This is a genomic window from Tenacibaculum agarivorans, assembly GCF_001936575.1.
GTDB lineage: Bacteria > Bacteroidota > Bacteroidia > Flavobacteriales > Flavobacteriaceae > Polaribacter > Polaribacter agarivorans.
This window is the reverse complement of record NZ_MSMP01000037.1, coordinates 16,348-32,170: the sequence shown is the minus strand read 5'-3', so window position 1 is coordinate 32,170 and position 15,823 is coordinate 16,348. Positions and strand designations below refer to the sequence as shown.

At 33.3% G+C, this 15,823-nt stretch carries 17 protein-coding genes; 5 read left to right on the top strand and 12 right to left on the bottom strand.

The annotated features are described in order from the left end of the window. Window positions 1-642: 642 nt before the first annotated feature. Entirely contained in the window at window positions 643-1,401 is a 759-nt protein-coding gene (locus BVC87_RS19690) for a SprT family zinc-dependent metalloprotease (RefSeq protein ID WP_075344124.1), read from the top strand. 190 nt (window positions 1,402-1,591) lie between these two features. Here BVC87_RS19690 and BVC87_RS23875 read toward each other — a convergent pair whose 3' ends face one another. The 5 genes from BVC87_RS23875 to BVC87_RS19665 form a co-directional block, all read right to left on the bottom strand. Next, window positions 1,592-1,726 carry a hypothetical protein gene (locus tag BVC87_RS23875; protein WP_262509532.1) on the bottom strand — a complete coding sequence of 45 codons (135 nt, stop codon included), beginning with the start codon at window positions 1,724-1,726 and terminating at the stop codon, window positions 1,592-1,594. Window positions 1,727-3,010: 1,284 nt separating this feature from the next. Continuing rightward, window positions 3,011-4,327 (bottom strand): hypothetical protein, encoded by a 1,317-nt coding sequence (locus tag BVC87_RS19680; RefSeq protein WP_143569851.1) that lies wholly within the window; start codon window positions 4,325-4,327, stop codon window positions 3,011-3,013. 136 nt (window positions 4,328-4,463) lie between these two features. After that, on the bottom strand, window positions 4,464-4,799 hold the full coding sequence (locus BVC87_RS19675) for a hypothetical protein (RefSeq protein ID WP_075344121.1): 336 nt from the start codon (window positions 4,797-4,799) through the stop codon (window positions 4,464-4,466). After that, window positions 4,792-5,553: a ParA family protein gene (locus tag BVC87_RS19670; RefSeq protein WP_075344120.1), complete on the bottom strand. Its 762-nt coding sequence runs from the start codon at window positions 5,551-5,553 to the stop codon at window positions 4,792-4,794. The genes BVC87_RS19675 and BVC87_RS19670 overlap by 8 nt, the downstream gene beginning before the upstream one ends. A 348-nt stretch (window positions 5,554-5,901) precedes the next feature. Beyond that, window positions 5,902-6,246, bottom strand: a complete 345-nt coding sequence (locus BVC87_RS19665; RefSeq protein WP_075344119.1) for a single-stranded DNA-binding protein — start codon at window positions 6,244-6,246, stop codon at window positions 5,902-5,904. A gap of 1,110 nt (window positions 6,247-7,356) precedes the next feature. Here BVC87_RS19665 and BVC87_RS23540 point away from each other — a divergent pair. Then, the gene (locus BVC87_RS23540) at window positions 7,357-7,533 is read left to right on the top strand and encodes a hypothetical protein (protein ID WP_159439393.1); all 177 of its coding nucleotides are present in this window, start codon (window positions 7,357-7,359) and stop codon (window positions 7,531-7,533) included. A gap of 142 nt (window positions 7,534-7,675) precedes the next feature. Continuing rightward, window positions 7,676-7,987 carry a hypothetical protein gene (locus tag BVC87_RS19660; protein WP_075344118.1) on the top strand — a complete coding sequence of 104 codons (312 nt, stop codon included), beginning with the start codon at window positions 7,676-7,678 and terminating at the stop codon, window positions 7,985-7,987. A 7-nt stretch (window positions 7,988-7,994) separates the two neighbouring features. Here the strand turns inward: BVC87_RS19660 and BVC87_RS19655 are convergent, their stop codons facing one another. The 6 genes from BVC87_RS19655 to BVC87_RS19630 form a co-directional block, all read right to left on the bottom strand. Further along, entirely contained in the window at window positions 7,995-8,360 is a 366-nt protein-coding gene (locus tag BVC87_RS19655; RefSeq protein WP_075344117.1) for a hypothetical protein, read from the bottom strand. 79 nt (window positions 8,361-8,439) lie between these two features. After that, window positions 8,440-8,766: a hypothetical protein gene (locus tag BVC87_RS19650; RefSeq protein ID WP_075344116.1), complete on the bottom strand. Its 327-nt coding sequence runs from the start codon at window positions 8,764-8,766 to the stop codon at window positions 8,440-8,442. Continuing rightward, window positions 8,763-9,230 carry a hypothetical protein gene (locus BVC87_RS19645; RefSeq protein ID WP_075344115.1) on the bottom strand — a complete coding sequence of 156 codons (468 nt, stop codon included), beginning with the start codon at window positions 9,228-9,230 and terminating at the stop codon, window positions 8,763-8,765. The genes BVC87_RS19650 and BVC87_RS19645 overlap by 4 nt, the downstream gene beginning before the upstream one ends. 337 nt (window positions 9,231-9,567) lie before the next feature. Beyond that, entirely contained in the window at window positions 9,568-9,948 is a 381-nt protein-coding gene (locus BVC87_RS19640; protein ID WP_075344114.1) for a hypothetical protein, read from the bottom strand. 60 nt (window positions 9,949-10,008) lie between these two features. Further along, window positions 10,009-10,341 (bottom strand): hypothetical protein, encoded by a 333-nt coding sequence (locus BVC87_RS19635; protein ID WP_075344113.1) that lies wholly within the window; start codon window positions 10,339-10,341, stop codon window positions 10,009-10,011. 373 nt (window positions 10,342-10,714) lie between these two features. Beyond that, window positions 10,715-11,281, bottom strand: coding sequence for a hypothetical protein (locus BVC87_RS19630; RefSeq protein WP_075344112.1), 567 nt, complete (start codon window positions 11,279-11,281; stop codon window positions 10,715-10,717). Between the two features lie 611 nt (window positions 11,282-11,892). Here BVC87_RS19630 and BVC87_RS19620 point away from each other — a divergent pair. Next, entirely contained in the window at window positions 11,893-12,768 is an 876-nt protein-coding gene (locus BVC87_RS19620; protein ID WP_075344110.1) for a type IV toxin-antitoxin system AbiEi family antitoxin domain-containing protein, read from the top strand. On the opposite strand, the gene BVC87_RS19615 is transcribed toward BVC87_RS19620, so the two are convergent. Next, window positions 12,734-13,597, bottom strand: a complete 864-nt coding sequence (locus BVC87_RS19615; RefSeq protein ID WP_075344109.1) for a nucleotidyl transferase AbiEii/AbiGii toxin family protein — start codon at window positions 13,595-13,597, stop codon at window positions 12,734-12,736. The genes BVC87_RS19620 and BVC87_RS19615 overlap by 35 nt on opposite strands. Window positions 13,598-14,395: 798 nt before the next feature. On the opposite strand from BVC87_RS19615, the gene BVC87_RS19610 reads away from it, so the two are divergent. Further along, the gene (locus tag BVC87_RS19610; RefSeq protein WP_083629641.1) at window positions 14,396-15,823 is read left to right on the top strand and encodes a tetratricopeptide repeat protein; all 1,428 of its coding nucleotides are present in this window, start codon (window positions 14,396-14,398) and stop codon (window positions 15,821-15,823) included.

Genomic DNA, 15,823 nt, shown 5'->3' with positions numbered 1-15,823 from the left:
CAAAGGAATTTGACCTTATGGATCTTACGAAGGGCTGCGCCCTCCGCTTCTTTCCCCTACCTGAAGGCACGAAGGGTTGGGGTTAAGAAGTGGAAAAGGGTGGAGCTCTCGTCAAGATCCATAAAAAAGAAGTACCTCATTCGGTTGGCTCCTCCCCATAGTGAAACGAAGGGTAGGAGTTAATCGAATAAGGAGGTACTGCGCCCTACCAAGAATGTCCACAAAAAATTAACCCGACGGGAAGAAAACAACAGAAATAAAAAAAGACAATTTGAAAAAATAATTGTAGCGTACGCTACACAATTTGTTTTTGAAAAGCATACTGAAAAAAAATAGTCGGATTGGCGAGATTAACTATTTATCGGGGAGTACCCCTCAAAAGAAAAAATATAGCGTACGCTACACAAAAGCAATCAAAGTCAACATAGGAAAATAGAAAAACAAGGGTGATCACATGAATCATTTATTTATGATCTCCAGATTAAAGTAACATACAAATATTTGGACTGCAAAATGCATTAAGGCGCTGCCTTAACAACCGGGCTTTTACCTCCTACTGGAATATGAAAATTTACTCTAGCGAACCCTACACAATATTGACTATATTTATACGTCTTAAAAATGTAGCGTACGGTACAAATTATGGAAACACATAAACCCACTGAAGAGTTTTATTCTCTATTTCAATTTTTATACGATTTCCTGAATCAAAAGTTATTTGATAAACAACTACCTGCCTGCATGATAACAGTCACTAGAAAAACCAATACTGCAGGATATTTTCAGCCTGAAAGATGGATCAACGATAGTAAAATTAAGAGCGATGAAATCGCCATAAATCCCACCTATTTTGACCTATACCCGCTCGTGGAAATTTTACAAACATTAGCACATGAGATGTGCCACTTGTGGCAATATCATTTTGGAGAACCATCCAAGCGCACGTATCACAATAAAGAATGGGCTGAAAAAATGCAAAGCATTGGACTCATGCCCTCCAGAACAGGAGAACCAGGAGGAAAACAAGTTGGCCAAAATATGAAGGAGTATCCAATCCCAAAAGGAAAATTTATAAAGGCCGCAAACAAATTAATCGAACACAAAAAGTTCAAACTTTTATGGTTTGACAGAGTTAAAAAAGAAAAGCAATTGCCTGAGAATTTTCAGGGCATAGAAAACGAAGTTTTTTTATCTGAGAATCCAGTTTATTTAGATTTAAACCTAGATGATCGATTATTACAAGTACATCAGAATTCAGATATTGAGAAAATCCCCAACAAAAGAGGAAAAGGAAAGTATCTATGCGAAGCTTGCGAAACGCACCTATGGGGAAAAAAGGGGTTGCATATCATTTGCGGTGAATGTGACACCCCATTTATGTGGGTAGAGCCTGAAAATTAAGGTATTATTAAGAAAAAAAGAGTAGTAAATCAATACATTTGAAATAGTGGAGGCCATGTCGTGGCGACAACCTTCGACTCACGGAACGTGAAATCAAACACCCTCAAAAGGGTGTTTTTTATGTTTTGATCCTCCAGTTCTGGCTACGGTGAATAAAAAAAGACCACCCGAAGGCGGTCCAAAGTTGAGTTTAATGCTGCTGTGTTACTCTAGCAGCTTCTTTACCGAACTCTTGAAGCACTTGCCAAAAAGTTCGTTTTGGTCTCTTAGGATTTTTAACTTTCTGAACTGTTACGAGGTGAGAACCAATTTTGAATTTGAACATAATTTTACAAATTTTAGTTAATAATTAATTTGTGTAACTACCAGACCATGAGTAAAGTTTTGCGCAAATTTTCCAATGAAAAATTGGATGGGTTCCCCTGAAGCTTGCGGAAGAGGGTTCATGTAATTTTTTATGCAGAGAAATTTGAAAGCAAATAGTTTACGGGTCTACCTTTACACCAATTTATTATGAATTGTAGCCCTTGAAGATTCCCCCTAGCCTTCCCAAATAAGCGATACCCTATTGATTTTTTTTAGGTTCGATACCTTTTAAAAATCATAGCGTTAGAAATTTTATTATTTTTGTTGTGCGTTAGGGATGTGAGAACCCCTTTCGTGAACATATGTGCAAATTTGCAGATAACGGCCGCTTTTGTTAGCGGCTTTTTTTTGACAGAATGTCACCAAAGTATAGATTTTATCTATAGTTGAGCTTGTAAAAAAAGCCGCAAAATCAAAAAAATCATTTTTAAAAACGATGCAATTTAAGCCGTTTTAAGCGCCTGAAACAAAAATTCGAGCGCCTAGTTTGTTTTTTTGTTTTAAATGGTCGTTTAAGGCTAAAAATTGCGAAATTCGGCGTATCAAGGTCTTTTTTGAGATGAATTTGCAACTTGTTCCTTTGTTCTCCCTTTTGGTTCTTTTGGAAAAGAACTGCACTACTTTCCTTTTTTAGCCTCGCGGCGTTTGAGCAGGAGGGTGGGTGGGCAGGAAGATAGGTTTGAAGATTGTTTTATGTTTCGGGGCTCAAGGTTTTATTAAATAGATGCCAACTTCAACACAGCGTAAATTTTCAAACCCTTGTTTTTCAATCATTTGGAGTTTTTTGTTTTTTGTATTCTTCCAACTCCAACACAGCGTAAATTTTAATATCCCAACTTTAACACAGCGTAAATATTGGCATTCCAAGTTAAACACAGCGATATTTATTAGTTCTTCCAAGTTCAACACAGCGTAAAAATTAATTATCCCAACTTCAACACAGCGTAAATTTTGATATTCCAACCTGAACACAGCGATATTCATTGTTTCTCCCAACCTGAACACAGCGTAATGACTTTTTATCCTATGTAAGAATAAGTAAGAAAGTACCTACACATTTTAATTACGTAGTCCATTAGAAAAACATGAGGATAATACTATTGCAATCAGAATACTACGAGTAGAATTAAAGGGAACAATCAAATAAATTCTATTATCCCAACTTCAACACAGCGTAAAATACTTTTTTGATTCTCATTGGTCTGACAAAAACTATAGTACCCCAACCTGAACACAGCGTAAATTATTTCAAAATCAATTTCATATAATGTGATTCAAAAAACTTATAGTGTTGGGTCAGTTCAAAAAACAAATCTTTGATCTCTAAATATTCAAATTCTTGCCCTTTGAACTTGTTTTTAAATACGTATCTCCCGTCATTATAATAAACGATTTTTTCAACTAAATTTATCTTACCAATGTTTATTATTTTCTCAAAGAAACTAATCGCATCTCTCTGAACATCATCATGCCTACCTTTATAGTCCACATAATTAGACACGTATTTACTTGTTTTCACTTCGTAATCTTTAGGAGATAATAACCATAAAAGAAATCTTTCATAAATAATGGCTTCACCGTGCGAGAACTTTTCATAATTATTTGAATAATAAACAGATAAATCCTTAAACAATTCAGTGAAAAATATGTCGGTATAAATGATATTATTTAGCGCTTTTAGTTCTTCTTTGCTTTTATTTTTCCACTTAACAATGGGTGTATTATAAGTTCTTGCCCCTTTTCCTTTAACCCAAGAAAGTTGAAGTTGTTCTATCTCGTTAGTAACAGCAGGTGAAAATGTGTTATTGAATTTATCATTTATACGGTTTTTCACTCTTGAAAATCCTCCTTTCTTTCCGAGGGTTTCCGTCGAAATATTCATTACCTGGGCAAGCTCTTGTATTGAATATACTATTTGATTCTCTCCCCTATTTGAACAAATGTTGATTCTATTTTTAAGTTTCAAATACCAATCTTCAAGGTTTTTCTTTCTAAGTGTGTTATAGGTTGAAATATTAGCGTTAAAGAACATTTTTTTTAAACTATATTCAAACTGTTCACTTAATTTATATAGGTAAGTAAGCTTCTTTGCTTTTTTACGCTTTTCTATCACGACTTGAATATCTTCTATAAATCGAAAATCAGAAAGTTTTATAATCTCAGCATATTCACTTTTTGAAAGGTATGTATCTAGGGTTCCTTCGTGCATTAATATCAGTAAAGCATTTTCTAGTCTAGAATCTAAAATACGGTAAGCTGATACCCTCCCGTGTTTCTCCTGAAGCATTTCAGCTTCTTCTTTAGAGCGACCAGAATATTTGTGATAAATAGGATTAGGGTGTTTTCGCTTTAAATTCTCGACACCATGATTCATCACACTTGCAAAATGAGTAGGATCTAAAGTAGAATATCCGAAAAGATTCTTTTGAAAATTGAAACACATGTATAGGAGTAAACTTTTTAATAGGTCTTCATCCTCGTTGTATTTTTTCAATTTATCAATATAGTAGCCTATATTTTGGTCTATTCTTATATTATCTAATCTAGCTAACTTACTCATGTCCATATTATTTTAAATAACAGCTTAAATCCTGATTTAGTATAAAACGTATTATAAACAGTTATTTAATTATTGAATATATGTAACACTATTTAATATATATAGTGTTGTTTAACATTATTCAACATAGTATATACTACTTACCTCTTTTACTCTTTTTAAAAGACTCAGGCGCTTTTTTCACTTTCACTTTCATTGATTTAGCCAAGAGCTCCAAACCTTCTTTTATTGCATCACCAAAAGTGTAGTCGAATTCTCCATTACTAAACTTTGTAAAAGCGATATCGTAAAGCAAATCTTGTGATGAACCATAAATATAGAGTCTCTTGTATTCTTTTTTATCGACATTAGAACTTTCAACTTTAGCTACTTTGGTTTTTGCTGGCTCTTTTTTGGTGGTTTTTTGGGTAGTGTTCTTGTTATTCCCTCCTGCCAATAAACCAGCTAGACCTTTTTTATCTTCATTATCCATATTGTTCTATCTTTTTAATACACTCTTTTGTAAAATTCATATAATCCTCAGCTCCGTTACTTTTATTATTAAACTCAAAAATGGTTTTATGTTCAAACTGAGCATCAGCAATGGCAGTAACATCTCTAATTTTGGTATTGTAAAGAGCTGGAGTCCATCCATTGTTATCAAATTCTCTTAAAATAGCCTTACTTCGTTTTAATTTCTCGTCATACTTCGTTAGTAAAATCCCTAGTATTTCTAAGTCCTCATTTACAGCACCTTTAACATCAGTAATAAACTCTATCATTTGATCTATACCATCTAAGCTGAATTGTGCTGCTTCTACTGGAATAGTAACATATTTACTACAAGCTAAGGCATTAATGGTAACTAAACTGACTTCAGGAGGGCAATCTATAATCACAAAATCGTACTGATCTTGAATTTCTGTAAGCCTTCTTTTTAAGATCAGCTCTCTTGATAGTACGTCTTGAATTTTCAAGGTAATTCCTGAGAAATCTAAATTAGCAGGGATAAGATCGATGTTTTCCCTAACATTTAATACCTCAAAAGGTTGGTTCATAAAAACGTCATAAATCGTAGTCTCCGATTTATCAACGCCAAAGTTTTTGGATAGATTACCTTGCGAATCAACATCGACTAACAAAATTTTGTATCCTAAAATAGCTAAAGAAGCTGCACAATTTGCAGCGGATGTTGTTTTACCCACCCCTCCTTTACTATTAATATAGCACTTTGTGATTGTTTTCATTCTTTTAATTTAAAAGTGTATGCAATATACTAAATACATTCAGTATATTAAACATTGTTAAACATTATTTAATAGATAAAATATAATAAATATTGTTAAATACTATTTAACTTATATCATACTATACAACATACTAAACTGATTTAACATATTTCATATTATACCATATAGTATATATAAACATTAAAAGTGGAAGAGAGAAAGAAACTATTTCTTTAAAATATACAGGTAAGTATGGATTAAATTCATTAATTTAGTCCTCACGATACTAAATTTTAGTATTAAACAATATTTTAAAACATGGGGTAGGCTTTGGCGAGTATACCCCATGTTTGCTTTTAGATGTGACTATTCAGATTCTTTGTTACTAAGTAATAAAACTTCATTAACCAAAACTTCCGTTACATAACGTTTAGTTCCTCCTTTATCCTCATAGGATCTACTGGTTAGTTTTCCTTCAATTGCAATTTTCTTACCTTTTTGAACGTAATTCTCAAAAATAGTAGCCACAGAATTCCAAGCTACCAAATTAAACCATTCTGTCCTTGTTTGCTTTTCTCCGTTAGCATTTTTGTAATCTTCGTTTACAGCAATACTAACTCTCGCTACTTTTTTTCCGCTTTCTAAATCTACGATTTCAGAATCTTGTCCCGCATGTCCAATTAATTGTACTTTGTTTTTAATACTCATGATAATTTGATTTTATTGGCTAACTGCCTGATTATTATATATTAAATATACTACATATATACAGTATATACAACATTATTTAATACTATTATACTATACTAAACATATTTAATATAGTATATATCTATCGATATATCATTCAGAATTGAAAATTCTTATTAGGAACCCCGAAATTATTTCATCGAATGTAAAGTTTAATCACCCCGACTTCAACAGTATAACTCACTATTCATATAACGGACAAATATTTTAGGAAGTATGACTGTAATTAAAAATTAGATGGGCTCCCCTGAAGCTTGCGTAAGAGGGTTCATGTCATTTTTAATAAAATGTTTGATTGTTAAATAATGAATAGTGTACGTTTTGAACCAGGAGGGGGCTTAAGACTTCCATTCGATTAATGAAATAAAAAAAAGATGCAGACGAAATTGTATTGTGTACTCTTGACTTGTCCGTCAAGAGTATTTTTATGGCATGAAAAGTAAGAAAGTGGTGTTAACCTTTTTCTTGCTTTGATGTTTTTGTAATTCCATACAGTTCTGCAAGCTCTGCGCAGCCAACTGGATGGAAACAAAAACCATGACCTAAAAATAACCCGTGAGGTTAACAATAAACAATTGAGGATTCCTTATTCAAAAGAGTAGGGAAGGGGAAAGTGTTTTTAATTCAAAGCGAAGCGGCCAGAGATTAAAAACTATTTCCCTGCAGGGATCATGCGTTACTGATAGTATGAAAATCAATTACAAAATATGGAATTAGAGCTACATTATAGATAAGGCGACTAAAAGAAGCTTTAGCTATGATAGTAGTTCTTTTCAGCATTGTAATTATTGTAAGGATAGCAGTTTTTAACGCCCTACAAAGCATATTTTTCTACAATACACTCAATAAGTAAGTAACTACATTTTCAGGTCTTATACAGCTAGTACACCCTTACAAATTAATAGTACCCATACCAGGATTTTACAACAATGATTTCTCTTTTCTGAAGCAAAAGAACAACCAAAAATTAAAACACAATTTCGATCCCTCATTGCTAATTTAATTCGCTTTGGTTTTAAAGTTCATTGCACGAAAAAAGAAAACAAATATTAATTCTAAAACCTTTTAATTATGGATTCTATTAAAAAAGTAAAGAACATCGAAGTACAAGATCACATTGAAATTGTAGCAACAAAACCACAATTATTTATCGAAGAAAAAGAAGTCGATAATAATTCAATAGTATTAAAAATACGCATCGTACTTAAAGAATTAGGCAAGGCAGCAAGCCACGCAATTCACAGGTAAAAGCTACCAAAGATGCTGCTTATCTTACCAGAGATAGGCAGTATTTTAATTTATAAGATGAGTAAGGAAGATCTTAAAACAAGAAAGACCAAAGGATAAAATAACTTATATTTAAGACGTTAATACAACAACAAATTAGGTAATGAATAGTGAGGAAAATAATTTTATGGGGTTTTCAGGGAAGGTAATTCCTGAAGAAACACTCAATACACTTCAATTTCAAATCGACTTCAAAAGGGAAGAAATCATAAAAGATGAAACCTTCATGAGACACTTAAATAATGAAAGCATCAAGAGTGAACACTTAGAAGAAGATCCAGAGATCATTCGCTGGTGGTTTGATACTTTTGATAAGGCATTTGGGATTATTCCAAAAGTACCTGAAGGTTATAGCCACCGATTAATCTGCCTTGAAATAGAAAAGCTCTTTATTCAAATGGGGGATTTTGAATAACTAAGAGTTAATCGTTTAACTTTTCTTTCATTGAAAGGTGATAGGCGTAATCATCCTCAGAAAGATGCGCTTTTAAAAACTCATCGTAACCAATATCATTCTTTTCCATTACAAAGCGTGTAAAAGGGGCTGCCGTTTTAGCCTCTTCAAAACCTTTTTCTTTCATCACATCTGCAAAGCCTCTATCTGGCATATTGGCAAGCCATTCATTAAATAGCTCTTTTGTAGGCTCAAAATCTTTAGATCGGGTGTGATACCTATAGGCAACATTGCCAAGACGAAACATACGTGCATGAAATTCTCTTTGATCTTCAGGGCAGTTTTTAAGGAACTCTTCTTGATTTTTTTGTTGTTGTTTATTTGGGTGTTTCATTTCTAATACATTGAAAATTGCTAAAATACTTAAAAAGCAACACCATACACGTATGGTGTTGCAGGAATTAGATGTGATACTAGATCGTATTACATAGTTGTATCATATCTGATCTATCGTGCATCCAATCCTCAAAGTTGTCATCTGGTGCAATTAGATGTATACTTTGCAGAAAATAGAATAACTCAGATGTTGTCCACTCACTCAGATCATGATTATTAAGATTTATTTTCACATAATCTTCTATAAATAAGTAGTCTGAGATTTCAAGTACTTGATCTAAAGTACTACTATCTTGCTCATCATCGTTGATTTGCCATTCAACATTTTCGGAACTATCAAAAGCAAATATGGCCACGAAGTGCCATATTGCTTTAGCCTGTGTTAGACTTATTACTTTTTTCATCCTAGAATACTTTCAGATGAATAAATCGTTAACTCTAAGGTGTTACACTTTGTTTTATCAAATACCTTAAGGGTACAATGGTCTCGAAGCTCACTAAGATCAATGTTCCCTTGTACTGAGGAATAATACCCTTGTTCATTGAAACGCAAGGTCCATTTATCAAATGCTGCTAAAGCATCATCTTTTGTATTGTAATGGGTATCTTCAAACAGGCTAATCCCATCAGGAGAAAACACTTGAAAGATTTTGTTCTCTTCTGAAATTTCAGAGAGTAAAGTACAAACCCCATTTCCCAGCATATCCATAAATTGCTTGGTTTCCAAAATATAAGAATGGTTCTTTTCTAATGGGTTATAAACCCAAATCCTGTCCTTTCCTACAAATTCTACAATTTCATAGTTACGACTACCAATTTTAAATTTTGTGCCAACACAAATTAGAGATTCTTTGAAACTTAAATACATAATAATTAAATTTTTAGATTAAACAATATTTGTACTCATGCCAGTGGTAGACTGGGTTTTCGCTCAAATTTTCCAATGAAAAATTGGATGGGTTCCCCTGAGAAGTCGAAGAGGGTTCATGTCATTTTTTATGCAGAGAAATTTGATGGTAAATACAGCGAGCTGAACTTCGTACCCATATTGATTACATCCCCTCATGGAGTGGCTGTAGCATTGACGATAGGAAGGGCTGCAGACGTGGAATGAGACCGCTTATAAGCCACATGGCGTTTGAATGGGGTGGGTGGGAGGACAATAAACAAAAAAGAGCCGTACTAATACGACTCTTTGTTAGGTTCTATACCTCTGTTAGCGTGTCATAGAGTGATTTATCAATCATTGTGTAATCATTCCAACCGCTAAATTGTTCCAACAATTGCATAGATGTTGTTTCCCCTTCGGTGAAACAGAAAATCGCAAAATCTCCCTTTATTTTACAAAAGGAAATGATCTCTTCTTCGCTTACTTGGTTTTTAATTAAGCTGGTAACTTCAGCGCCAAAGATGTAGTAAGTTCTCTCTTTTAACACATACTCTTTAATAGGGAAAAGAGGTTCGCCCCAATCGGGAGTAATTTCATGCGGATAACCGTCGACCATCACATGAATTTTATTGTTTTGATCTACGATGATTTCTCTATGCCAATCATCAAATCTATGAGTTGTAAAAAAGGTTTTCATAATTAAGTATTTTAAAGTTAAAATCTCCTGTTTGTTGGCACAGGAGAAAAAGCCAGATTTTTAGAAGAAGTACGGTGCTCCTTGCACTAATTTTTCATCTATTGACATTAGCAGATCATCTAAATACACGTCATTTTTTATCTCAACGACCTTATCATCCTTTATGTAATAGATCTTAAATAAATCCATAAAGTTTAAAGTGATTAGGACTTGGCCTTGAAACAGCTTTGCATCTACTTCATAGTATATTGCAGTTTGGTCTATTTCTTTGCTAAAGGTGATTTTCCAGCAATCAGTTATAATTAACTCATCGATAAGTTGGAATAATTCCGAAGTGTCCCAATTTCTACAATTGGTGGTAAGTTCAGCTAACAGCTCTTGTGATAATTTCATAATGAAAAAATTTTAATGATTAAACAATATTTGTACTGTAGCACAGTGTTAGACTGGATTTTCGCTCAAATTTTCCAGTGAAAAATTGGATGGGTTCCCCTGAGAAAAGCGAAGAGGGTTCATGCCATTTTTTATGCAGAGAAATTTGATGGTAAATACAGCGAGCTGAACTTTGTACCGATATTGATAATCCCACTCGTGTAGTGGCTGCAGAAATGACGATAGGAAGGTCTGCAGGCGTGGAACGAGACCGATCTCTTTTGGTTCTTTAGAAAAAGAATTCGTTTTATGATGGTTCGATACCATCACAAAAGGATAATAGTATAATTAACAAAAAAAGGTATAGCGACAAATCACTATACCTGGTATACTCCTAAGAATTAAATAAATTCATAGTGTCGGTTTTATCCTTTTGAACTGGAGTTTTTTTTACTTCCTCTTTTCTAATAGACTTCATCCTTTCTTTGAGTGCTTTTACTCTTTTCTCATAGATCCAAATGCGCAAGTGTTTTAGATCTCTTTCTTCATCTCGTGAAAGCTGTTCCGGAGCAACTTCTTTTGTCATTTCTACTAACTCTCTTTTAAAGCTTTTAACATATTGAAATCCAAGCCAGGTGTAGATGTTAGTCCAACCATACGGTAATGGATGTTCGAAAGTACGTGGTATCATATAGGCCAATGTTTCCGTTAGTGAAGCCATTTTTTCTCCTGACATTAAGGTGAACATTCTGGAGATGGTAATATTTTCTAACACATGCTTTGGTATGGCACTTTGCCATTGAGAAGGATATACAATAACGGGAGCTGTCAAACAGTCCATAAACGTAAAAACAAACTCTTCGCTGTCTTTTTTAGAAGGCTGTTCAATTATGGTGGCTTTTTTAGGGGTAGGCTCATCATTAAAACCAAAGTCTAGTTGTAGAAATTCCTGTGAACTCATAATACATAAATTTTAAATGAAACAATATTTGTACTAGAGGTCAGTGTTAGACTGGGTTTTCGCTCAAATTTTCAAGTGAAAAATTGGGGGAGACCTTTAGGGGGTTCCGATTTTTTATGAAGAGAAATTTGATTGGTAAATCCAGCGAGCTGAACTTCGTACTTATGTTGATGAATTCCCTCGTGTAGTGGCTGCAGAAATGACGATAGGAGGAGCTGCAGGCGTGGAACGAGACCGATCCCTTTTGGTTCTTTAGGAAAAGAATTCGTTTTGTGATAGTTCGATACAAGCACAAAACGAGTATATTACAGGCAAATACCTATTGAATTACTACTTTGAGTTAGGTGCTGTCAAGTTCTGATTCAAAAGTGTTTAAATCCATTGCGTTCTTGATTGGTCGGAAATCCAATGCGCATAGGGTATTACTTCATCTTAGAGGCGGAAGCGACTAAAAGAAGCTCACGTACTCTTAGAGAAAGTTTACACTAGGGGTATTTATTGTAGGGAGAGCAAGGTTACAACGCCCAAAAAGAAAAACTAACTTGATTAAGTCAAAATTTTTCATTACCTTTGCTACATAGTCTAATATATTAGACTATGATGGTATCATTATGAAAATTGAATCATTTAGTAGAGCAAAAAATCACATCATTGCTTTTTTTGAAGCTTCGCCAATGTATGCTTTTACGCTAAATGATCTTCGTGAAATTTTTGTTACAAACCGTGAACTATGGCGTATTGCAGCATATCGAAATATTAAAAGTTTTATTGATTTTATAGAAGATAATAAGATCCTTATCCTTCAGGTTCTCCAGGACAGTGAAGGTTCTGAAAAAAAAATATGGTCCAAAGAGAATGCTAATAATTTCGATACTGGCCTGACCATTAAAAAAGAGGGGTATTTGTCAAACTATAGCGCCATGCAAGTCCATCAACTAACCTTACAAATTCCTAAAACAATATATGTCAGTTATGATATGTACAAAATGCCTTCTTATGCTAAACCTAAAACTTTAGAGCAGGAAGCAGTGGATCGAGCTTTTAAAAAAAAGCAGCGTACAAGTAATGATATCTACATCTCAAAGGCTAATAATTTCAAATATTCATTTCTCCAAAAAAAACATGAATCTGTTCATGTGGGAATTATTAAAATCGATCGTTACGCTGTAACCGATTTAGAACGCACTTTGATTGATATCGCTGTTCGCCCTGCCTATTCAGGAGGGGTATTTGAAGTGCTAGAAGCCTTTAGAAATGCAAAAGACAAAATAGATCCTAAAAAGTTAGACCGCTACTTGGATAAGCTAGACTATATTTACCCTTTTCATCAGCTTATAGGTTTTTATATGGATCGAGCTGGATATTCTAAAGCAGCAATAGTTCCATTCCAAAACAAGGTGAGTACCATCCTTTTTTATTTGACGTATGATTTATCCACTACGAAGTTAGATACTACTTGGAATATGTATTATCCTCTAGGTTTTTAATATCCTTAACTTTATCCATAACGAAATTAAAGTAAAAGTCAAAACCTTTAGTATCTGTTGCTGTGAGTGTATCTACTACACTATTCCAATCCTCTTTTTGAAAGTCTTTGTACTGTGGTAATAAATCTAAAAAATGAATTGGAACGAGCTTGGCATCAAAAATATTCTTGAACATGATTTTATTCTTCTCAGAAGTAAAATCAATACCAAAGGAATTACACAAATTCCAAATATCATAGAAATCACGAGCACGACCTTTTTGACGAGCTGTAGGGATGATTTCTCTATACTCAGGAATGGATTGACATAAGGCACGTATTTTTTCAAATACAATCATCTCAGGGGTGTATACATAGAATATTGTACCATCAACATCCACAATTTTCTTATTTGCAGTGTATTCATAGCTACTAATCTCTACCTGAAATTGCGTAGACTGATTCGGATAAATTTTATGTGCTAAACGTCTAGATTTATCTACATCATCAGGATCGTGCAAATCAGCGTCAATAACTTTGAAATTAAGAAGATACCCTTTCCACTCTTTTACTTTATTTTGTTTGGGCTTTTCTATAAAGCGTATATCGAATACATAGAGATTATGCTTTTCAAATTCGGTATTTAGTAAACCATAAAGTATCATTTCAATACGCTTAAATTCCTCTGGAGAGAAATCACCTTCAATTGAAAAATCGATATCTAATGAAGCTCGGTCAGTAATATTGTAGGCTAATTGTAACGCATTTCCACCTTTTAATACCAAGCCATACATTAATTTTTCATCACTTACTAAAGCTCTCAGGGTAAGCATCTTGATTTTTTCAACCATAAGGGTTTTATTTTTTGAAATGACTATGAAAATAAGACAATAATAAACGAAAATCTACTTTTTTGTGGTAAACCGTAATAAATCAAAGAAAAAAAGTGAAAAAGTAAGGTTCAGCCTTACCAAAAGTAAGGTTGAACCTTACCACTCTCCAATTTTAAAGCCTTTATTTTGTATCTGTAAAGAGTAAGAGTTTAAAAAAAGTGCGGGTCACCCGTACCAGTTTCAAATTTAAAAGCTTTTATTTTGTCTTAACAATAGTAACGGTTTAAAATAGTGAGTTAAAGTTATAACACACATTATAAACAAAGAGTAGTTAGTCGGAACTACAGAAACAACCGATGAAGATATTTGACAATATTGAGGGAAGTAATCTTAAGAAAACAAAATTAAGTACATATATTTGTATTGGAATTAATGTGATTCTATTTACGTTTATTCTGTGTTATATATTTATGTAAACTTTATAGATTAAAGATTTTTAAGATGTAAGTTGATTTCAAAATTATAAATATATAATAAGGCTATAAGCCGAAGTTAAATACTCTAACCCTGCTTCTGGTGGGGTTTTTACTTGCCTTAATATTTTTTATCTCTTAAAAAAGTGCGGTTTTCCCGCACCAAAAGTACGGGAAAACCGTACCACTATCTATATATTAACTGTTAATATTGTAGTAACGAAAAGTAACCAACTCTAAAAAATAATATTTAATACACTCAAATGAAAAAAACAGATTCATAAAACGGTTAAACTAAGAAGTTAACACACTTAAAGCACCCAAATTTAAACACTTAAAATCAATGAGAACACTAATTATAACGTGTGTCTTACAGCTATTGCTATGCTCAAAGTTAAAGGCACAAAAAAAACTAAATTGTGAGCTTAATTTAAAAATTGTAAACCACGAATTAAGCCTTCCGAATTCAAAAGAGAACTATCCTGAAATTATTGAATTACTAAAACCATGTGCAGAAAAAGGAGAGGCAGAAGCACAATTCTTATTAGGTAGGATATACCAAGTTCAACAAACAGAAGCAACCTATTTAAAAGCCTTTACATTATTTAAAAAAGCTGCTAAACAAGACCATGGTTTAGCTATGGTTCATTTAGGAGATTTGTATAAAAATGGAAATGGCGTTGATGTTAATATTAAAAAAGCTAAAAAATGGTACAAAAAAGCCCATGAGCTAGGGAATCAGAAAGGTACTTATGCGTTAGGATACTTATTTTACAAAGGCTTAGGTGGAGTACCACAAAATTATGAAAAAGCAGTTCAATTATTTGAACAAAGTTCCTATCCAATGGCAAAACACTGGTTAGCGATGTCTTACTTTTTTGGAAATGGTGTACGTCAAGACAGAGACAAAGCTATTGAATTACTTAAAACTCAAAACAGTTTGAATGAAACTACACTGATTTCCTGTATGGAAAAGCATAAGCATTCAAGCTTTGAACTTACCGATTTTCAAAAAAAGGTATTAGAAAACAGTAAAAAAGGAATCAAAAAATCAACGTCTGCATTTTCCGGCACATGGGATGGTACGCTTTTACAAATGGATTGGTCAGAACAAAAAGTAGTACAACAAATACCCGTATCAATAGCTTTTAAAAAGGGCGAACAAGAACCTAATTTTAATTATGAATTAGCTACAGGTAACTATAGTAATTCCGGTACAGCTAGTCTATATGCCGACGAATTTATATTTGATGATTTGCAAATTACATTGGATCGTAATTTTTATGCAACACCATCAGAAAAGACGATTGACTATTTAATTAAACATGCCGAGGCTAGTATCAAATTAGTAGATGAAAAAGAATACCTAATAGTAAGCTTAACTAATTATGCAAGTAAGCTCAAAGAATTAGGAGGAGATTTTAAAATGATTCTTACCAAAAGAAAAACGCAAACACAGAACGGTGTTGAAATTTCGCAGGAAGCCTTAGAACATTTACAAGGTGCGTCTAATACCAAATTTATCAAACTGTATCCTAATCCTTTCAGTACTGAATTATTTGTAGCCTATAACCTAACTAAAGAGAGTCATATTCGTATTGAAGCTACACACTTAAATACAGGAAGTAATCAAATTATTGAAGAAGGAAAACAGCAAAGGGAAGGAGAATATATCTATTACTTAAATGGAAATCAATTGCAACAAGGCATGTACGTAATTACCGTATATGTAGATGGAGAAAAGAAAACTGAAACGATTATTAAAAACTAA

Excerpts from the sequence above, each read along its gene's own strand:
- BVC87_RS19690 (WP_075344124.1), top strand. The coding sequence starts at position 643 with ATGGAAACACATAAACCCACTGAAGAGTTTTATTCTCTATTTCAATTT.
- BVC87_RS23875 (WP_262509532.1), bottom strand. The coding sequence starts at position 1,726 with ATGTTCAAATTCAAAATTGGTTCTCACCTCGTAACAGTTCAGAAAGTT.
- BVC87_RS19680 (WP_143569851.1), bottom strand. The coding sequence starts at position 4,327 with ATGAGTAAGTTAGCTAGATTAGATAATATAAGAATAGACCAAAATATA.
- BVC87_RS19675 (WP_075344121.1), bottom strand. The coding sequence starts at position 4,799 with ATGGATAATGAAGATAAAAAAGGTCTAGCTGGTTTATTGGCAGGAGGG.
- BVC87_RS19670 (WP_075344120.1), bottom strand. The coding sequence starts at position 5,553 with ATGAAAACAATCACAAAGTGCTATATTAATAGTAAAGGAGGGGTGGGT.
- BVC87_RS23540 (WP_159439393.1), top strand. The coding sequence starts at position 7,357 with ATGGATTCTATTAAAAAAGTAAAGAACATCGAAGTACAAGATCACATT.
- BVC87_RS19660 (WP_075344118.1), top strand. The coding sequence starts at position 7,676 with ATGAATAGTGAGGAAAATAATTTTATGGGGTTTTCAGGGAAGGTAATT.
- BVC87_RS19655 (WP_075344117.1), bottom strand. The coding sequence starts at position 8,360 with ATGAAACACCCAAATAAACAACAACAAAAAAATCAAGAAGAGTTCCTT.
- BVC87_RS19650 (WP_075344116.1), bottom strand. The coding sequence starts at position 8,766 with ATGAAAAAAGTAATAAGTCTAACACAGGCTAAAGCAATATGGCACTTC.
- BVC87_RS19645 (WP_075344115.1), bottom strand. The coding sequence starts at position 9,230 with ATGTATTTAAGTTTCAAAGAATCTCTAATTTGTGTTGGCACAAAATTT.
- BVC87_RS19640 (WP_075344114.1), bottom strand. The coding sequence starts at position 9,948 with ATGAAAACCTTTTTTACAACTCATAGATTTGATGATTGGCATAGAGAA.
- BVC87_RS19635 (WP_075344113.1), bottom strand. The coding sequence starts at position 10,341 with ATGAAATTATCACAAGAGCTGTTAGCTGAACTTACCACCAATTGTAGA.
- BVC87_RS19630 (WP_075344112.1), bottom strand. The coding sequence starts at position 11,281 with ATGAGTTCACAGGAATTTCTACAACTAGACTTTGGTTTTAATGATGAG.
- BVC87_RS19620 (WP_075344110.1), top strand. The coding sequence starts at position 11,893 with ATGAAAATTGAATCATTTAGTAGAGCAAAAAATCACATCATTGCTTTT.
- BVC87_RS19615 (WP_075344109.1), bottom strand. The coding sequence starts at position 13,597 with ATGGTTGAAAAAATCAAGATGCTTACCCTGAGAGCTTTAGTAAGTGAT.
- BVC87_RS19610 (WP_083629641.1), top strand. The coding sequence starts at position 14,396 with ATGAGAACACTAATTATAACGTGTGTCTTACAGCTATTGCTATGCTCA.